The organism is Vibrio antiquarius, from assembly GCF_000024825.1.
GTDB classification, from domain to species: domain Bacteria; phylum Pseudomonadota; class Gammaproteobacteria; order Enterobacterales; family Vibrionaceae; genus Vibrio; species Vibrio diabolicus.
The window spans coordinates 1061783-1080186 of the sequence record NC_013456.1 but is presented as its reverse complement, the minus strand read 5'-3'; the positions used below and the strand labels follow the sequence as shown (position 1 = coordinate 1080186).

The 18404-nt window shown below is 45.8% G+C and carries 12 protein-coding genes; 4 read left to right on the top strand and 8 right to left on the bottom strand.

The features are described 5' to 3' along the window. Position 1: 1 nt before the first annotated feature. The 4 genes from VEA_RS05190 (at position 2) to VEA_RS05175 (ending at position 6832) form a co-directional block, all read left to right on the top strand. The gene (locus VEA_RS05190) at positions 2 to 892 is read left to right on the top strand and encodes a glucosamine kinase nucleotide-binding domain-containing protein (protein ID WP_012841434.1); all 891 of its coding nucleotides are present in this window, start codon (positions 2 to 4) and stop codon (positions 890 to 892) included. 8 nt (positions 893 to 900) lie between these two features. Continuing rightward, positions 901 to 2820, top strand: a complete 1920-nt coding sequence (locus VEA_RS05185; protein ID WP_012841433.1) for a beta-N-acetylhexosaminidase — start codon at positions 901 to 903, stop codon at positions 2818 to 2820. A gap of 84 nt (positions 2821 to 2904) precedes the next feature. Continuing rightward, positions 2905 to 5313 (top strand): glycoside hydrolase family 94 protein, encoded by a 2409-nt coding sequence (locus VEA_RS05180; protein WP_012841432.1) that lies wholly within the window; start codon positions 2905 to 2907, stop codon positions 5311 to 5313. A gap of 106 nt (positions 5314 to 5419) precedes the next feature. Beyond that, positions 5420 to 6832, top strand: a complete 1413-nt coding sequence (locus VEA_RS05175) for a phosphoglucomutase/phosphomannomutase family protein (RefSeq protein ID WP_012841431.1) — start codon at positions 5420 to 5422, stop codon at positions 6830 to 6832. A gap of 150 nt (positions 6833 to 6982) precedes the next feature. Here VEA_RS05175 and VEA_RS05170 read toward each other — a convergent pair whose 3' ends face one another. From VEA_RS05170 to VEA_RS05135, 8 genes are all read right to left on the bottom strand, one after another. Further along, positions 6983 to 8014: an ABC transporter ATP-binding protein gene (locus tag VEA_RS05170; protein ID WP_005396732.1), complete on the bottom strand. Its 1032-nt coding sequence runs from the start codon at positions 8012 to 8014 to the stop codon at positions 6983 to 6985. After that, on the bottom strand, positions 8014 to 9639 hold the full coding sequence (locus tag VEA_RS05165; RefSeq protein ID WP_005396731.1) for an ABC transporter permease: 1626 nt from the start codon (positions 9637 to 9639) through the stop codon (positions 8014 to 8016). The genes VEA_RS05170 and VEA_RS05165 overlap by 1 nt, the downstream gene beginning before the upstream one ends. Before the next feature lie 99 nt (positions 9640 to 9738). Next, positions 9739 to 10752, bottom strand: a complete 1014-nt coding sequence (locus VEA_RS05160) for a Fe(3+) ABC transporter substrate-binding protein (protein WP_012841430.1) — start codon at positions 10750 to 10752, stop codon at positions 9739 to 9741. Between the two features lie 152 nt (positions 10753 to 10904). Next, positions 10905 to 12134: an ammonium transporter gene (locus VEA_RS05155; RefSeq protein ID WP_041852889.1), complete on the bottom strand. Its 1230-nt coding sequence runs from the start codon at positions 12132 to 12134 to the stop codon at positions 10905 to 10907. Positions 12135 to 12161: 27 nt separating this feature from the next. Beyond that, positions 12162 to 12500 carry a P-II family nitrogen regulator gene (locus VEA_RS05150; protein ID WP_005396729.1) on the bottom strand — a complete coding sequence of 113 codons (339 nt, stop codon included), beginning with the start codon at positions 12498 to 12500 and terminating at the stop codon, positions 12162 to 12164. A 188-nt stretch (positions 12501 to 12688) separates the two neighbouring features. Then, a complete protein-coding gene (locus VEA_RS05145; protein ID WP_012841428.1) occupies positions 12689 to 13057 on the bottom strand; it encodes a YacL family protein in 369 nt (122 codons plus the stop codon). A gap of 99 nt (positions 13058 to 13156) precedes the next feature. Next, positions 13157 to 15754, bottom strand: a complete 2598-nt coding sequence (acnB, locus tag VEA_RS05140) for a bifunctional aconitate hydratase 2/2-methylisocitrate dehydratase (RefSeq protein ID WP_012841427.1) — start codon at positions 15752 to 15754, stop codon at positions 13157 to 13159. A gap of 268 nt (positions 15755 to 16022) precedes the next feature. Then, positions 16023 to 18353 (bottom strand): patatin-like phospholipase family protein, encoded by a 2331-nt coding sequence (locus tag VEA_RS05135; RefSeq protein ID WP_006743315.1) that lies wholly within the window; start codon positions 18351 to 18353, stop codon positions 16023 to 16025. Between the last annotated feature and the right edge of the window lie 51 nt (positions 18354 to 18404).

The following is an 18404-nucleotide window of genomic DNA, read 5'->3' as shown; positions in this document are numbered from 1 at the left end:
CATGGGGATGTATTTTGTCGGTATCGATGGTGGCGGCACGTCATGTCGAGCCAGGATCAAAAATTCACAAGGTAATTTTCTTGGCGAGGCCAAAAGCGGCAGCGCCAACATCATGCTAGGTGCTGAAGTTGCAATGGCTTCGATTCTTGAATCCATCACTTCGGCTGCCGAGCAAGGTGGCCTGACACAACAAGATTTTACATCGATGCATGTCGGCTTAGCCCTTGCAGGTGCTGAGCACAAAGCATCTTGGCAAGCCTTTATGTCTCTTCCTCATCCGTTTGCCAGTATGACTCTTAATACTGATGCTTACGGCGCGTGCGTTGGTGCACACAATGGCGAAGATGGCGCAATCATGATCGCAGGAACGGGTTCTTGTGGCATCTATCTTAAAGGATTGGAGCAGCACGTTGTCGGTGGTCGCGAATTCCCTATTTCGGATCAAGGTGGCGGCGCAGTGATGGGGCTTCGCCTAGTTCAACAAGTGTTGTTAGCAGAAGATGGCATCAGAGAGAAAACGCCTCTAGCACAACACGTCATGGCGCATTTCGAAAATGACGTCGATAACGTGGTGGCTTGGTCTAAACAAGCGCTTCCTCGTGATTATGGCCAGTTTTCTCCTGCAATTTTCCAACATGCAGAACAAGGTGATGCACTAGCAATTGAGATGCTGAAGCAAACTGCAGCTGATATAGAAATGTTTCTCGTGGCATTAAACAAGTGCGGCGCAACGCGTATTTGTTTAATGGGCAGCATTGCTGAACGTATTTTACGTTGGCTTTCGCCACCCGTTCAGCAATGGGTTGTTGAGCCACAGTTTGACGCGATTGAAGGCGCAATTATGTTTGCAGGTAAACCTGAACATAACCTTTACTCGCTCAGTGCGGCGTAGGAGTAGATATGGAATATCGTGTTGATCTCGTCGTCCTATCAGAGCAAAAGCAAAACTGCCGTTTCGGACTGACTTTCCATAATTTGAGCGATCAAGATCTCCACAATTGGAGCCTGATTTTTGCTTTTGATCGCTACATTCTGCCGGATAGTATTTCGAATGGCCAGCTCAAGCAAATTGGCAGCTACTGCACCCTCAAACCAGAAGGGTTGGTGTTGGCAGCTAACCATCATTTTTACTGCGAGTTCAGTATTGGTTCGAACCCATTCCGTTACTATTCTGATGGATTCAATGAAGCCTTGGTCAACTTTGAAGTCAACGGCAACCTTCAACGAGCTCCAGTCGATGTCACGCCGATCGTATTGGCTTCACCGTACCGTGAACGTAGTGAGATCCCTTCCAGCTTGACGCATGCACAGCCTTTATTGCCAAAACCAAACCATATAGAAGTCAGCGATCACTGCTTTAGCTTTAATCATCAAGCTGGCGTTGCGGTTTATTCAAACCTAGCCAATGCAGCTAAAGAGTGGTTACTTGAAGAGCTTAAGCGCATTCATCAATTTGAGTTCGCATCAGACAATGGCAGTCAGATCATCTTCAAAGGCAACCCAACCTTGGATGAAGGCGCTTACAAGCTGAAGGTAGCAGAAGAGTCGATCAAAATTGAAGCAGGCTCTTCGTCTGGTTTTACCCATGCTTGTGCAACGTTATTGCAACTAATCAAAGTTGGCGATCAACCAGCCTCAATGGAAGTGGTTTGCTGTTCGATCAAAGACCGACCACGTTTTCGTTACCGCGGTATGATGCTAGATTGTGCTCGCCATTTTCACTCCGTTGAGCAAGTCAAACGTTTGATCAACCAGTTGGCTCACTACAAGTTCAATACATTCCATTGGCACCTTACCGATGATGAAGGTTGGCGAATTGAGATCAAATCATTGCCTCAACTAACCGATATTGGCGCATGGCGTGGGTTGGATGAAACCAATGAGCCACAGTACACGCACCTTGCTGAGCGTTACGGCGGTTTTTACACTCAAGAAGACATCAAAGACGTGGTTGCCTTTGCTTCGAAACGAGGCATCACTGTTATCCCTGAAATCGATGTACCAGGCCACTGCCGAGCTGCCATCAAGTCGTTACCACACCTATTGGTAGAAACAGAAGATACCACCGAATACCGCAGTATTCAGCATTACAACGACAACGTCATTAACCCAGCTCTGCCGGGGAGCTATGAGTTTATCGATAAAGTGTTGGAAGAAGTATCCGCGTTGTTCCCAGCCCCTTATGTTCATATCGGTGCGGATGAAGTACCTAACGGCGTATGGTCAAAAAGCCCTGCATGCCAAGCACTAATGGAACAACTGGGTTACAGCGACTACAAAGAGTTACAAGGGCACTTCTTGCGTCATGCCGAAGACAAACTGCGCAAACTTGGCAAGCGCATGCTGGGTTGGGAAGAAGCACAGCATGGCGACAAAGTCAGCAAAGACACAGTGATCTATTCGTGGTTAAGCGAAGAAGCGGCGTTGAACTGCGCGCGCCAAGGTTTCGATGTGGTGCTACAACCTGCACAAACCACCTACCTAGATATGACCCAAGATTACGCACCAGAAGAACCGGGCGTGGATTGGGCTAACCCGTTGCCGCTAGAAAAAGCTTACAACTATGAACCACTCGCTGAAGTGCCAGCCGACGATCCAATACGTAAACGCATTTGGGGCATTCAAACAGCATTGTGGTGTGAAATCATCAACAACCAGTCTCGTATGGACTACATGGTCTTCCCGCGCTTAACCGCAATGGCAGAAGCATGTTGGACAGACAAACAACACCGAGATTGGACCGACTATTTATCACGTTTGAAAGGACACCTACCGCTGCTTGATTTGCAGGGAGTGAATTACCGTAAACCGTGGAAGTAATACAGAGCTGATGTAGAAGCATCACGCTTGAAGAGTTTTTAAATTTTGGCTGCAGACGCAGCTTTGTAAAAAGGAAAGACACAAATGAAATACGGCTATTTCGATAACGAGAATCGTGAATACGTCATTACTCGCCCTGATGTACCTGCTCCTTGGACCAACTACCTAGGTACAGAAAAATTCTGTACCGTTATCTCGCATAACGCAGGTGGCTATTCGTTCTACAACTCTCCAGAATACAACCGTGTTACTAAGTTCCGTCCAAATGCGACATTCGATCGCCCAGGACACTACGTTTACCTACGTGATGATGAGACGGGAGATTACTGGTCAATCTCTTGGCAACCAGTTACCAAAAGCCTAGACGAAGCGAACTACGAAGTTCGTCATGGTTTGTCGTACTCTAAATTCAAGTGTGAATACAGCGGCATTAGCGCAACCAAAACGCTCTTTGTACCAAAAGGCGAAGATGCAGAAATTTGGGATGTAGTAATCAAGAACACCTCAGACAAACCGCGTACGATCAGCGTATTCTCATTTGTTGAGTTCTCGTTCAGCCACATTCAATCTGATAACCAAAACCACCAGATGTCTCTCTACTCTGCTGGTACGTCATACAACGAAGGCGTGATTGAATACGACCTGTACTACAACACTAACGATTTCGAAGGCTTCTACTACCTAGCGTCAACGTTTGATCCAGATTCATACGACGGTCAACGTGATAGCTTCCTAGGTCTATACCGCGACGAAGCAAACCCACTAGCAGTAGAACAAGGTAAGTGTTTTAACACCGCACAAACGTGTTACAACCACTGTGGCTCTCTGCACAAGCAATTTACTATCCAACCAGGAGAAGAAGTTCGCTTTGCTTACATTCTAGGTATCGGTAAAGGCAACGGTGAGCGTCTACGTGCTAAGTACCAAGACCTTGCAGAAGTCGACAATGCATTTGCTGGCATCAAAGCACACTGGGATGAGCGTTGTGGCAAGTTCCAAGTGAAATCGCCAAACGAAGGCCTAGACACCATGATCAATGCTTGGACGCTATACCAAGCAGAAACATGTGTGGTTTGGTCTCGCTTTGCTTCGTTCATCGAAGTGGGTGGTCGTACTGGTCTTGGTTACCGCGATACGGCGCAAGACGCAATTTCCGTTCCTCACGCGAACCCGAAAATGACTCGTAAGCGCATCGTTGATCTACTGCGTGGTCAAGTAAAAGCGGGTTATGGCCTACACCTATTCGATCCTGATTGGTTCGATCCTGAAAAAGCAGATGTTAAACCATCTAAGTCTCCAACGGTTGTTCCTACTCCGTCCGATGAAGATAAGATCCACGGTATTGAAGACACTTGCTCTGATGATCACCTATGGCTAGTACCAACCATCTGTAAATACGTGATGGAAACCGGTGAGCACAGCTTCTTCGACGAAGTGATTCCTTACGCGGATGGCGGTGATGCAACCGTGTATGACCACATGAAAGCTGCGCTAGACTTCTCAGCTGAATACGTGGGTCAAACGGGCATCTGTAAAGGTCTACGTGCCGACTGGAACGACTGTCTAAACCTAGGTGGCGGCGAGTCTTCAATGGTGTCTTTCCTACACTTCTGGGCGCTACAAGAGTTCATCGACCTTGCAAAATACCTAGGCAAAGAAGCTGACGTTGAGAAATACACCGAGATGGCGGCAAACGTTCGCGAAGCGTGTGAAACACACCTTTGGGACGAAGAAGGCGGCTGGTACATTCGTGGTCTAACGAAAAACGGCGACAAGATTGGTACAGCGCAACAAAAAGAAGGTCGTGTGCACCTTGAGTCAAACACTCTTGCGGTGCTGTCTGGTGCGGTATCTCAAGAGCGCGGTGAAAAGGCAATGGACGCAGTCGACGAGAATCTATTCTCTGAATACGGCCTACATCTGAACTCACCATCATTCGCAACACCAAATGATGATATCGGCTTTGTAACGCGCGTTTACCAAGGCGTAAAAGAAAACGGTGCGATCTTCTCACATCCAAACCCATGGGCTTGGGTTGCTGAAGCAAAATTGGGGCGCGGTGACCGTGCGATGAAGTTCTACGATGCACTCAACCCATACAACCAAAACGACATCATCGAAAAACGTATCGCAGAACCGTACTCCTACGTGCAGTTCATTATGGGTCGAGACCACCAAGATCACGGTCGTGCAAACCACCCATGGCTAACTGGCACATCTGGTTGGGCTTACTTCGCAGTGACCAACTTTATCCTTGGTGTGCGCACAGGTTTTGATGGTCTAACTATCGATCCATGTATTCCAACTAACTGGCCTGGATTTGAAGTCACTCGTCAGTGGCTAGGCGCGACTTACAACATCAAAGTTGTTAACCCTGATTCAGTCAGCAAAGGCGTGAAATCTATCACTCTGAACGGCGAAGCTATCACTGGCGCATCAGTACCAGTTCAAGCGGAAGGCTCCGTGAACGAAGTGATCGTAACACTAGGTTAATCGCTGAAAAATGCCCCAATGCACTTTTGCTCTTTAGCTTGTGCATTGGGTTCGCTAGCAAAATTTTAAGGCGCGGTGTATTGCCGCCCTTATTGAGGTTCGAATCATGATCAAATTTGGTACAGGCGGTTGGCGCGCATTCATCGGTGAAGAATTCACTAAAGATAATGTTCGTTTGGTTGCTCAGGCAGTAGCAAACATCACTAACAGAGAATCAGTGGCAGATCGTGGCTTTATCATTGGCTATGACCGACGTTTTCTGTCTGATAAAGCGGGCCGTTGGTTTGCCGAAGTTTTAGCGGCAAATGGCATTGTAGTTAGCTTTATCGATAAGTTTGTTCCAACGCCAATCGTGATGTTCAAAGCAAAAGAGATGGGCTGTGCATACTCAGCGTGCATCACCGCATCGCATAACCCTGCCGATTACAATGGCATCAAAGTCTTCATTGAAAGTGGTCGTGATGCAGATGAAATCATTACCGAGAAAATTGAAACTCAAATTTCTACACTTACCGCACAAGATGTGAAAAGTGTCGATTTTGATCAAGCGGTTGAAGACAAGTTGATTGAAATCATCAACCCGATGAACGAGTTTGTTGATTCAATCATCGACTTTATCGACATTGAAGCAATCAAAAAAGCCAACCTTCGTGTGCTGATTGACCCGATGTTTGGTGTCGCGAAAAACGCACTACAAACCGTCCTAATCAACGGCCGCTGTGAAGTAGACGTGATCAACGACGGAAAAAACCCAGACTTCGGCGGTTTAATGCCTTCTCCAAGTGCTGCGACCCTGTACCGCTTGATGCACCTTGTCGAGCAAGAAGGCTACGACATCGGTATTGGGACTGACGGCGATGCAGACCGTCTTGGTATCATCGATGAGAAAGGCAACTTCATTCATCCAAATGAAGTGCTGATTCTTCTGTATTACTACCTATTGAAATACAAAGGTTGGAAAGGCTCAGTCGTACGTAACATCGCGACAACACACCTATTAGACAAAATCGCCGAAGATCACGGTGAGAAATGTTTTGAGGTTCCAGTGGGCTTCAAACACATCAGCTCGCAAATGGAAGCAGATGACTCACTGATTGGGGGAGAAAGCTCTGGTGGTTTAACTATTCGCGGTCATATCAAAGGTAAAGATGGTGTGTTCGCATCAAGCTTACTGGTTGAAATGATCTCGGTAACGGGCAAAAAGCTGTCTGAGCTACTGGATGAAATCTATGGCAAGTACGGCTACGCGTACATGGCAGAAGGTGATTGCAAATTCAAACCAGCGCAAAAAGAAGTCCTATTCAACAAGATATATGTTGAAAAACAACTGCCTGAGTTTGAGTTCGATATTGAAAAAGTCAGCTACGAAGATGGCGCGAAAGTCTACTTCAAGAACGGCGGTTGGATCATCGCGCGCTTTTCTGGTACTGAGCCATTACTACGTATTTTTGCAGAAATGCAAGATAAGGACACTGCGGAACGTGTTCTTCAACAGTTTAAAGAGTTCTTGTCTCTATAACTGACCTTGTGCCCGCTTCGAGCACTTCGGCTACGCTTGTCATGTAATTCAAGCTGTCGCTAAGGGGAAGAATACTTGCCCGGCATCACTGCCGGGCTTTTTTATTGTGTGTAGGCAGGCATAAGAGAATAGTAAAGGTACCCAGTAACGTTATGCGAATGCCAGCACGCCCTGCGTTTCAATTTTCACAGCAACAGACTCACCAATATTTAATGCCTGCGATGCTGTAGCCAACAAACGGTCGCCATTCGCATCAATCACGTAACGGCAATGGTCGCCCATAAAGTGCTGCTCCAGCACCGTTACTGAGCTCTCTTCATCAGATTGAATTTGCACATGTTGCGGCCTTAGCAACAAAGAGCATTCAGACTGCACTGGGATCTCTTGTTGGGCTGTGGCTTCAACCACACCCAAGTGGGTTTCATATTCTGAATCCGAAACTCGTTTAGCGGCCAGATAGCTACCACCACCTAAGAAATCCGCAACAAACTTACTTGAAGGCTGGTAGTAAAGCTCAGATGCCGTGCCATACTGCTCGATAACACCATTGTTCATCACTGCCATTTTATCCGCGAAGGCAAAAGCCTCTTCACGGCTATGCGTAACAAAAATGGCAGTCACGCCTTGCGCCTTAAAAATCTTACGGATCTCACTTATCAACTCATGGCGAACTTGCGTATCAATATTGGAGAACGGCTCATCCAACAACAATAAGTCTGGGCTGTAAGCTAATGAGCGAGCAATCGCAACACGCTGCTGCTGTCCACCAGACAATTGATGAGGATAACGATCGCCATAGCCTTGCAAATGCACGAGCTCGAGCATCTCTTGGACTTTGCCATTTTTCTCTTTTGTCGAGTAATGCTTTAAGCCAAAGGCAATATTTTGCTCCACCGTCAGGTGAGGAAAAAGCGCATAATCTTGGAAAATCATCCCGATATTACGCTGTTCTGGTGGCAACCAGTTCTCCCCATCATCAATCGTGACGCAATTTAAGCTCATTTCGCCTGACGTTAACGGCAATAATCCCGCAACGGCTTTTAATAGTGTTGTTTTTCCGCAACCACTTGCACCTAGTAAACAGACAATTTGCCCTTGTTCCACCTCAAGAGACAATGATTCCAGTACGGTTTGATCATCATATTGGCAGGTTAGGTTTTTAATTGATAATGCGCAGCTCATCAGTGATTTTGCTCCAGTGAACGGTTAACAACAACAAGCGGGATCAACCCAACAAGAACCAACAAAACCGCAGGCAAAGCGGCCAATTCCAAATGCTCATCCGAGGCGAAGTTATAAACGTATGTGGCTAGTGTTTCAAAGTTAAACGGACGAAGTAATAGGGCCGCATTGAGCTCTTTCATCGACTCGATAAACACTAACAGAGCCGCAATCAGTGCACCACGTTTAACCAGCGGAAAGTGCACACGCCACAGCATGGCATTAGGCTTACAACCCATGGTGCGAGACGCCATATCTAACGAAGGCGAAATTTTATTTAAGTTACTTTCGATACTACCAATCGCCACCGCTGAAAAGCGCACAACCATGGCAAAAACCAGGGCGAACATGGAGCCAGAAAAAATAAGTCCCGGTCTGCCCCACTCCATGGCTTTAGCAAGGTCGTTGACGCGGTGATCCATAAACAGTACTGCGACCATCACACCAATCGCTAATACGGTTCCTGGCACTGCATACCCCATCGAAGAAAGACGCATAAATGCCAAGCTTTCGCGCTTGCCATTGACGCGATGGGTAAAGTTAACGATCAGTGCTACAGCAACACCAATAATGGCGGCAATAACCGACACGACCAAACTATTCCATGCGTATTCACGAAACTCGGGGGTCCAACTCTGCGCAAAGTAAGTTATCGCATAATCAATCAGCTGTAGTAATGGCAAAATAAACGCGACCGAAACCAAGCCCCAACACCAAACCAGCGCGGTCCACTTTTTCCAGCCCGTCAACTCATAACGAAAATCTTCGTGACTGTTAAATTGGCTTTGAAAAAGCTTTTGTTTACGACGACTGTAGCGTTCGGCACTGAGAAGCAGTACTACAATGACGAGCATCATGGCAGAAATCTTGGCTGCAGCATTAAGATTAGAGTACCCCAACCAAGTATCGTAGACCGCTGTGGTTAACGTATTCACAGCGAAGTAACTTACAGTACCAAAGTCACCGATAGTCTCCATTGCGACCAGCGACAAACCCACAGCGATAGAAGGTCGCACTAATGGCATCGAGATGCGCCAAAAGCTTTCCCATGGAGAGCATTTGAGCAAACGCGCGCTTTGCAACAAAGAGACATTTTGCTCCATAAATGCAGCTCGACACAGCAAATACACATAAGGGTACAGCACTAAAGCCAACACAAAGGTCGCGCCAGGCAAGGTGCGAATATCAGGGAACCAATACTCGCCAGGTCCCCATCCGGTTACATCACGCAAAAAGATCTGAATCGGTCCTGCAAAATCAAACCAATCAGTAAAAATATAACCAATGATATAACCTGGCATCGCAAGAGGTAGCACCAATGCCCACTGCAACCATTTTTCGGTCGGCAGTTTACACATGGCCATTATCCAAGCGCTTGGTATACCAAGAATTAAGGACAACACCATTACGCCAATAGTGAGCGCAACCGTGTTAAAAATATAAGTCGGCATGACTGTCGCCATTAAATGGGCAAACAAATCATCCGTTTCACCAATTGCGGTGTAGAAGATCGCTAAGATCGGCAAAACCAGTAACAGAGTTATTACCCCACTACTGGTTTTCCATAAAGAGTGTTTATCTTTCATCGCCTAATTACTGCAAGGCTGTATGAAATACAAATGCTGTTGCAAATACATCTCATATCCTTTAATCAAATGGGGGTACTGTTATACCCCCACAAGGAATTAAAGGTCAAATTTCACTTCGTCTAATAGCTTAATTGCCGCTTCGTGGTTGGCTGCAATATCGTCTAGAGAAAGCTTGTCTGCTTTAAAGTCACCCCAAGATTCCACAAGTTCAGAACGCTTCACGCCTTCTTTAACAGGGTACTCGTAGTTAACTTCTGCGTACATCTGCTGCGCTTTGTCACCCGTTAGGAATTCCATTAGCTTCACAGCATTGTCTTTGTTTGGAGAGTACTTCGCCATCGCCATACCAGAGATGTTTACGTGAGTACCTGTAGTCTCTTGGTTAGGGAAGTTGATGTAAACTGCATCTGCCCAAGCTTTTTGCTCTTTGTCATTAACCATTTTACCTAGGTAGTAGCTGTTACCTAGAGAAACATCACATAGACCTTCTTTGATCGCTTTAACTTGTGCACGATCGTTACCTTGTGGTTTGCGAGCAAGGTTTGCTTTCACGCCTTCCAACCACTCTTTGGTGTCTGCTTCGCCATTGTGAGCAATCATTGCTGAAACTAGAGAAACGTTGTACGGGTGCTTACCGCTACGAGTACAGATTTTACCTTTGAACTCTGGCTTAGCTAGATCTGCATAGTTGAAATCTGCGCCTAGTTTACCTACGCGATCACGTGAAGAGTAAACACTACGTGAACGTAGAGTTAGAGCAAACCACTCATTCTCTTTATCTTGGTATTGAGCAGGTACGTTTTCTTCAATGATTTTGCTATCTACTTTCTGAACTAAACCTTTGTTTGTCAGTTCAGCTAGACGACTGATGTCTGTCGTAAGGATAACGTCAGCTGGGCTGTACTCGCCTTCTTGAGCTAGCTTTTCTGCTAAGCCTTTTTTAGCAAATTTTACGTTTACTTTGATGCCAGTTTCTTTAGTGAACTCGTTGAACATAGGTTCAACTAGGAAAGGTTGACGGTAAGAGTAGACGTTCACTTCTTCAGCAGCCATTGCTGTTGGAGCTAAGGTTGCGCAAGTTAATGCTGAAAGAGTTAGCAGTTTTTTCATTGTTTAATCCTTTACCATGCTAATGATAACGTTTATCAGTTGCGTTATTATATGTATGTTCAATAAGAAGACAATGACAAATATTAAAAAACCTGCTCATCGGAGCAGGTTTTTATAGGTTGAGAGTGTAACTATTTATTACAGGCTATTGATTACTTCACAGTGACAAATTCTGGGTACGCACCGACACCACAATCATGCATGTCCATACCTTCCATTTCTTCATCTTCCGTGACGCGAATTCCAACGGTTGCTTTCAAGATAGCCCACACCACTAGGCTAGCACCAAATACCCAAGCAAAGATAACGACAGCACCTAAAAGCTGTGCACCGAATGTAGCATCGCCGTTACTTAGTGGCACAACCATCAAACCAAAGAAGCCACAAACACCGTGTACTGAAATCGCACCGACTGGGTCATCAATTTTCAGTTTATCTAGGCCAATGATGCTGAATACGACTAGCACGCCAGATACTGCACCGATAGCAACCGCATATAATGGCGATGGTGATAGAGGATCTGCAGTGATGGCAACCAAGCCAGCTAGCGCACCATTGAGAATCATCGTTAAGTCCGCTTTGCCCCAAGTTGTTTTACATACAAATAGCGCCGCAATAGCACCTGCAGCAGCAGCTGCGTTGGTGTTTAGGAAGATCTGACCTACCGCTGTTGCGTTCTCAAAATCTGAAACCATCAACTGAGAACCACCGTTAAACCCAAACCAACCAAACCAAAGGATGAAAGTACCTAGTGTTGCCAAAGGCATGTTTGAACCTGGAATCGGGTAGATTTCACCGTTTTTGCCATATTTACCTTTGCGAGCACCAAGAAGCAATACACCAGCAAGAGCTGCAGAAGCACCAGCCATATGTACGATACCTGAACCTGCAAAGTCGCTAAATCCAGCTTCTGCTAGGAAGCCACCGCCCCATGTCCAATAACCTTCCATTGGGTAGATAAATGCGGTCAAAATTGCAGAGAAAACCAAGAAAGACCAAAGCTTCATACGTTCAGCCACCGCACCAGAAACGACGGACATTGCCGTTGCAACGAAGACGACTTGGAAGAAGAAGTCAGATTCTAGAGAGTGATCAGCCCCTTCTCCTTGGGTACCAATCAACGCACCAAATGAAGGTAACCAGCCTCCTTCTCCGTTGTCGACATACATGATGTTGTAACCAACGATCAGAAACATCGTACATGCAATTGCGTACAAACAGATGTTCTTCGTAAGAATTTCTGTTGTGTTCTTAGAGCGCACAAGACCAGCCTCTAGCATCGCAAAACCAGCTGCCATCCACATTACCAACGCACCGGAAATGAGGAAGAAAAAGGTGTCAAGTGCGTAACGTAACTCGGTTACTGTTGTTGTTAATTCCATAATAAGTTTCTCCAATCCCTTGAATTCTTAAAGTGCTTCTGCGTCCATTTCGCCCGTTCGGATACGCACCGCTTGGTTCAGGTCGTAGACAAAAATTTTACCGTCACCAATCTTTCCTGTTTGCGCAGCTTTTGTAATCGCTTCAACCACTCGCTCAACATTATCCGCGTGAGTAGCGATTTCAATTTTCACTTTTGGTAGGAAATCGACCTGATACTCAGCGCCGCGATACAGTTCCGTGTGGCCTTTTTGACGACCAAACCCTTTAACTTCTGATACCGTCATCCCTTCGATACCGACGTTAGCCAATGCTTCTCGCACATCGTCTAATTTAAACGGCTTAATAATGGCATTGATTATTTTCATTCAATTCTCTCCGAAGCTTTCATCCTGAAACACTTCTAATAATCCAATCTACGTGCCAAGTTTTTAAGTCATTGAATAATAAAAACTAACGTCAATTTACATATCTATAAACAAAAAGGGCGCACCATATCGGTGCGCCCTTTTCACAAATTTAAAGCAACAGAAGGAAAGTTACCCAAAACTGTGCACTAAATGTTCAAAAAGTCTTTCCATCGCTCGATAAGAATCATGAAGTCCTCTATTCCACAGCTTGCTGTACTTTCTGCATTGTAGAAATCGAATTCACTTTCCATCTCAACATCATGGTCATGGGCCAATGCGTTTTCTTGCACTAGGACTTCATCGCCCTGAATCATCAAGCTAATTTCTGTACCTGTTAGGTTATGCTCTTGAGAAGGCGCTGAAAATGACTGCTCAATTAGCTTTTCAACCTGAGCAATCTTCATAGGGTCTTTGCCAATTTCTTCTTGTAGCCAGCGCCCAACAATCTCATGCCCCATGCTGCACTTTACGTAGTACTCGCCCATCAACGTGTTACGGATGAATTCAAATTCCATCGAGATTGCCTTTTCGTATCAATTTGGTGCGGAGTATAGCGAATTGCGCTCATAAAAAAAGCACCTCGTTTGAGGTGCTTTTTAATTGTGCAGTTAAACTTATGCAGGCTCTTGGAAGATCACTTCATCCGCTTTCTTGGTGTACTGATCCATTTTATGGAAGTTCAAGTAGCGGTAAGTATCTGTAGCGGTTGCATCAATTTGCTTCGCATACTCCAAGTACTCTTCTTTAGTTGGAATCTTACCAAGGATTGCACCTACGGCAGCTAGTTCCGCAGACGACAGGTAAACATTCGCACCAGTACCTAGACGGTTCGGGAAGTTACGCGTTGAGGTAGACATCACTGTTGATTTGTCTGCAACACGCGCTTGGTTACCCATACACAGTGAACATCCTGGTGTTTCGATTCGAACCCCAGCACGGCCAAAGATACCGTAATAACCCTCTTCCGTTAGCTGATCCTTGTCCATCTTCGTTGGCGGAGCGATCCATAGACGAGTTGCAAGCTGTCCATTGAACTTATCTAGCAGCTTACCAGCAGCGCGGAAGTGACCGATGTTCGTCATACAAGAACCGATGAACACTTCATCAATCGCTGTGCCTTGTACTTCAGACAACAAGCGAGCATCATCCGGATCATTCGGTGCACATAGTACTGGCTCATTGATTTCAGCCATATCGATTTCAATCACATGTGCGTATTCAGCATCTTTATCCGCTTGCATTAGCTCAGGATTTGCCAGCCACTCTTCCATCGCTGTAATACGACGTTCGATAGTACGGCGGTCACCGTAACCTTCAGAGATCATCCACTTCAGCATTACAATGTTAGAGTTTAGGTACTCTTCGATCGACTCTTGCGACAGTTTCACAGTACAACCTGCCGCAGAACGCTCAGCAGAAGCATCAGAAAGCTCAAATGCTTGCTCAACTGTTAGCGTTTCTAGGCCTTCAATCTCAAGGATACGGCCAGAGAATTCGTTGATCTTGCCCGCTTTTTCTACCGTTAGTAGACCTTGCTGAATCGCGTAGTAAGGGATGGCATGAACAAGGTCACGTAGTGTGATACCCGGTTGCATTTCACCTTTAAAGCGAACCAAGATTGACTCAGGCATATCTAGTGGCATAACGCCTGTCGCAGCAGCAAAGGCAACCAAACCCGAACCTGCTGGGAATGAAATACCTAGCGGGAAACGAGTATGTGAGTCACCACCAGTACCAACTGTATCCGGTAGTAGCATACGGTTTAGCCATGAGTGGATAATACCGTCACCCGGGCGAAGAGATACGCCACCGCGGTTCATGATAAAGTCCGGAAGTGTGTGGTGCGTGTTTACGTCTACTGGTTTTGGGTACGCAGAGGTGTGACAGAAAGACTGCATGACAAGGTCAGCAGAGAAGCCCAAACACGCCAAGTCTTTAAGTTCATCACGAGTCATAGGGCCGGTAGTATCTTGCGAGCCTACTGTCGTCATCTTCGGCTCACAGTAAGTACCAGGGCGAATGCCTTCTACGCCACACGCTTTACCAACCATTTTCTGTGCAAGCGTGTAACCCTTGCCAGAATCTGCAATTTCACCAGGTTTACGGAATACATCCGAAGGCTCAAGACCTAGCGATTGACGCGCTTTGTCTGTCAAACCACGACCGATGATCAATGGGATACGACCGCCAGCACGAACTTCATCAATCAGTACTTCCGTTTTCAGCGAGAACTCAGCTAAAACTTCACCTGTTTCGTGATTACAAACTTTACCTTCATATGGGTAAACATCGATAACATCGCCCATGTTGAGCTTAGTCACGTCGACTTCGATTGGTAGTGCGCCCGCATCTTCCATTGTGTTGAAGAAGATAGGTGCAATTTTACCACCAAGCACATAACCACCAGCACGTTTGTTTGGAACGTAAGGGATATCATCTCCCATAAACCAAAGTACTGAGTTGGTTGCAGATTTACGTGAAGAACCAGTACCAACAACATCACCAACGTAAACCAATTGGTGGCCTTTTTCTTTCAATTCTTCAATTTGCTTGATCGGACCAATATTGCCCGGTTGATCAGGATTGATGCCTTCACGCTCGTTCTTCAGCATCGCAAGTGCGTGCACTGGGATATCAGGACGAGACCAAGCATCAGGTGCAGGTGAAAGGTCATCCGTGTTCGTTTCACCTGTTACTTTAAATACAGTTAGAGTGACTTTTTCTTCAAGCTTAGGCTTAGAAAGGAACCACTCAGCATCAGCCCATGACTGAAGTACTTTCTGTGCATGCGCATTGCCTGCTTTTGCTTTCTCTTCTACATCATAGAAAGCATCAAACATCAGAAGTGTATGAGACAATGCTTCTACAGCAATCTCTGCCAGTGCTTCGTCATCAAGTAGCTCAACTAGCGGCTCGATGTTGTAACCACCTTGCATAGTGCCTAGCAGTTCAGCCGCTTTTTCACGACTCACTAATGGTGATTTAACTTCACCTTTTGCTACTGCTGTTAGGAAACCCGCTTTAACATAAGCGGCTTCATCTACACCTGGTGGGATGCGGTTTTCAAGTAGGTCAAGAATGAACTCTTCTTCACCTTGCGGGGGATTTTTCAGAAGTTCTACAAGTCCAGCAACTTGTTCTGCGTCTAGCGGTTTAGGAACAACTCCTTCAGCAGCACGCTCTTCGACGTGTTTACGGTAGGCTTCAAGCACGACTTTTTCCTCTCATTGCGGTTCCTCCTCTATTATTACTATTGTTAAAGTAAAGGAGTGAACATCCTTGGAAACTTGGCTCTCCATTGCCCTTGTTTTCATTCAATTATGATTGAGAAACAGCGCCGTAGAGGCCAAACTGTGGGCAAAATAATAGCAAATTTAACCTTAAATTAAAATCTTATCATTTTGACCAACATAGCAACTTACGACTAAAGTTCTGCTAATTTTGACCAAATATGCCAAGTTTTTGCTTTCTTATACCCGGTTAATTAAACGACGTTCCTACGATCAAATACACAGCATCCATATCCTGCTCAGTACGACCATAAGCCAACATAATTGGCCCGATTGGTGAGTCAACACCAAAGAAAATAGAGCCAGCATTGTAAAGTGGCGCTTCATTCAGCTTCAGATCATTATCTGACCACACTCCACCGTATTCCACTGATGCACCTAGGTAGACTGGCGCTTCAAATAGTCCAAAGTCGTTGTCGAACCATTTGTATCGGTACACCAAGCTACTAAAAAACAGGTTCTGTCCAATCAAGCTATTTCTTGGGATGCCAGATAGGTTTAAAAAGCCGCCTAACTCTCTCGGATCAAGTGGAACCGATGAATTTTTACTTTCTACAAAACTATATTCTGCATGTCCGACTAAAGTATGACGCTGATGACTGACCGCACCTTTGAATCGCGCGGAGATTTCATACACAGTATCTTCAATCATCTTTTCCGTGTCGAGCAGAGTGATGCCTTCCGGACTCTTGTCATGAGATACGAAATATTCAAGATCGACCAGCAGTCCGCGAGTAGGAAATGCAAAATCATCAAGCGTATCGAGTCGATAGCTCGCAAATATACCTTTGCGCTCGAAGTCTAGCTGCCCTGCCGAGGCCAAGGTAGACAGCTCAATATCTCCTGTAGAGTAACGAGCACCAAGGCGCAACTCTTGCCATAACGTAGGTTGAATGCCAATCGCCAGTTCTGAAGCAAAGTCATTATAGGAAACAGGTAAGAAGTCGTTAACTGAGCTGAGGTCCGGATTTTCAAATTCGCTAAAAGGTAAGTTTCTATCTTCACTGCTGTATCCAACACGGCCAGCAACAAAAAGCGTTTGACTAGATAAAACAGGCGAATACAACTCAGCTTCTATCAGCTTATCCGTGCCCATTTCTACGTTGAACGCCAACTCTGCACCATGCGAGTTTAAATTAGTAAAATTGGTCGACATACCGATGCCGTATTGGCTATCCGTATCGAAGTCATCTTCAAGGAAAAATCGAAAGTTAACGTAATTCGGCCCCCACGACTTTTCGTTAACATCAAAAACCAACAATGTCTTACCATCAACATCTTCAAAGTGATAAGTGATTAACTCAAAACGATCCAGCGCATAGAGATTTTCAACGGCTTTTTCTATTTCAGCCGTTGAAATACGACGACCTGTTTTCAATTGAATACGGTTAGTAAGTAATACATCACTGTAGTGCGTGTTATTCACTATCACAATGTCATCAACAATGCGTTTATCACCGTAAACCAGCGTCTTACGTACCTCTTGCTTGTGATCAATGTACTTTTGGTATTCTGCGTTCGATAAACTTAGACCTTGCAGCTTATCTTCAAGCTGCTTGGTAATATCGTAGCCCGCTTGAAAAGCCCAAGGCATTTTGTCGAACTCGACCGTTTCCATGGTGCCTACATTGGGACGAATATAAATATCTTGTGGTTCAAGCTCGTCCACTTGCTGTTGTGTACTACGACGAACGAGATAGTTAGAGAGTTGGTCCGCGACAGTAAACAGCCCGGTAAATTCATCTTCGGTTTTGTAGTCGGTGCTAATATCGACAGCAATAACAACATCTGCCCCCATGGCGCGAGCCACATCGACAGGCATATTATTAACGACACCACCATCGACAAGCATATGGCCATTGAGCTTATAGGGAGGGAGCGCTCCTGGTACAGACATGCTAGCCATCATGGCGTCCACGAGGTAGCCATTGCCAAGAACCACTTCCTCTAGCGCAAGAATATCTGTCGCCACAGAGCGATAAGGAATGGCAAGATCATCAAAAGAATCGAATCGTCCCAAATTCCCAGTAGTCTCGCGCAATACGCGCAACATGTTCTGGCCTTGCACCACACCCGTTGGGGCACGAACCTCACCAAATCTTAAGCCGAGGTCAGTGTTAATTTGATAGCGGTCTTCATACTCTTTATCACGAACTCGGCGTTGACTACGGTCGACACGATCTCGATAGCCACTGCTCCAATCGACGGTGTAGATAAAACTTTCAATTTCATCAGCGCTCATCCCCGTTGCATAGAGACCACCAACATAAGCGCCCATACTGGTGCCCGTTACGATATCGACCGGGATCTGCATCTCTTCTAACGCTTTGAGGACGCCGATATGCGCAGCGCCTTTTGCTCCGCCACCGGCGAGCACAACTGCCACCTTTGGACGAGGCTCCACGTCATCCGTTTTTGCTAGAGAGTTGGCGAGGGAAACTGAAGGAGTGGTGATCAAAAAGGCACTAACCCAAAGCGCGAAATGGCGAGTCGACGGGCTTGATAACAGCTTTTTGAACATTCACTTCTTCCTTTGTTGAATTTCTTATCAAGTAGGGCGTGCTAGCAGCAC

What these genes read in the sequence shown, in the direction of transcription:
- VEA_RS05190 (WP_012841434.1), top strand. Translation starts at nt 2, where the DNA reads ATGGGGATGTATTTTGTCGGTATCGATGGTGGCGGCACGTCATGTCGA.
- VEA_RS05185 (WP_012841433.1), top strand. Translation starts at nt 901, where the DNA reads ATGGAATATCGTGTTGATCTCGTCGTCCTATCAGAGCAAAAGCAAAAC.
- VEA_RS05180 (WP_012841432.1), top strand. Translation starts at nt 2,905, where the DNA reads ATGAAATACGGCTATTTCGATAACGAGAATCGTGAATACGTCATTACT.
- VEA_RS05175 (WP_012841431.1), top strand. Translation starts at nt 5,420, where the DNA reads ATGATCAAATTTGGTACAGGCGGTTGGCGCGCATTCATCGGTGAAGAA.
- VEA_RS05170 (WP_005396732.1), bottom strand. Translation starts at nt 8,014, where the DNA reads ATGAGCTGCGCATTATCAATTAAAAACCTAACCTGCCAATATGATGAT.
- VEA_RS05165 (WP_005396731.1), bottom strand. Translation starts at nt 9,639, where the DNA reads ATGAAAGATAAACACTCTTTATGGAAAACCAGTAGTGGGGTAATAACT.
- VEA_RS05160 (WP_012841430.1), bottom strand. Translation starts at nt 10,752, where the DNA reads ATGAAAAAACTGCTAACTCTTTCAGCATTAACTTGCGCAACCTTAGCT.
- VEA_RS05155 (WP_041852889.1), bottom strand. Translation starts at nt 12,134, where the DNA reads ATGGAATTAACAACAACAGTAACCGAGTTACGTTACGCACTTGACACC.
- VEA_RS05150 (WP_005396729.1), bottom strand. Translation starts at nt 12,500, where the DNA reads ATGAAAATAATCAATGCCATTATTAAGCCGTTTAAATTAGACGATGTG.
- VEA_RS05145 (WP_012841428.1), bottom strand. Translation starts at nt 13,057, where the DNA reads ATGGAATTTGAATTCATCCGTAACACGTTGATGGGCGAGTACTACGTA.
- VEA_RS05135 (WP_006743315.1), bottom strand. Translation starts at nt 18,353, where the DNA reads ATGTTCAAAAAGCTGTTATCAAGCCCGTCGACTCGCCATTTCGCGCTT.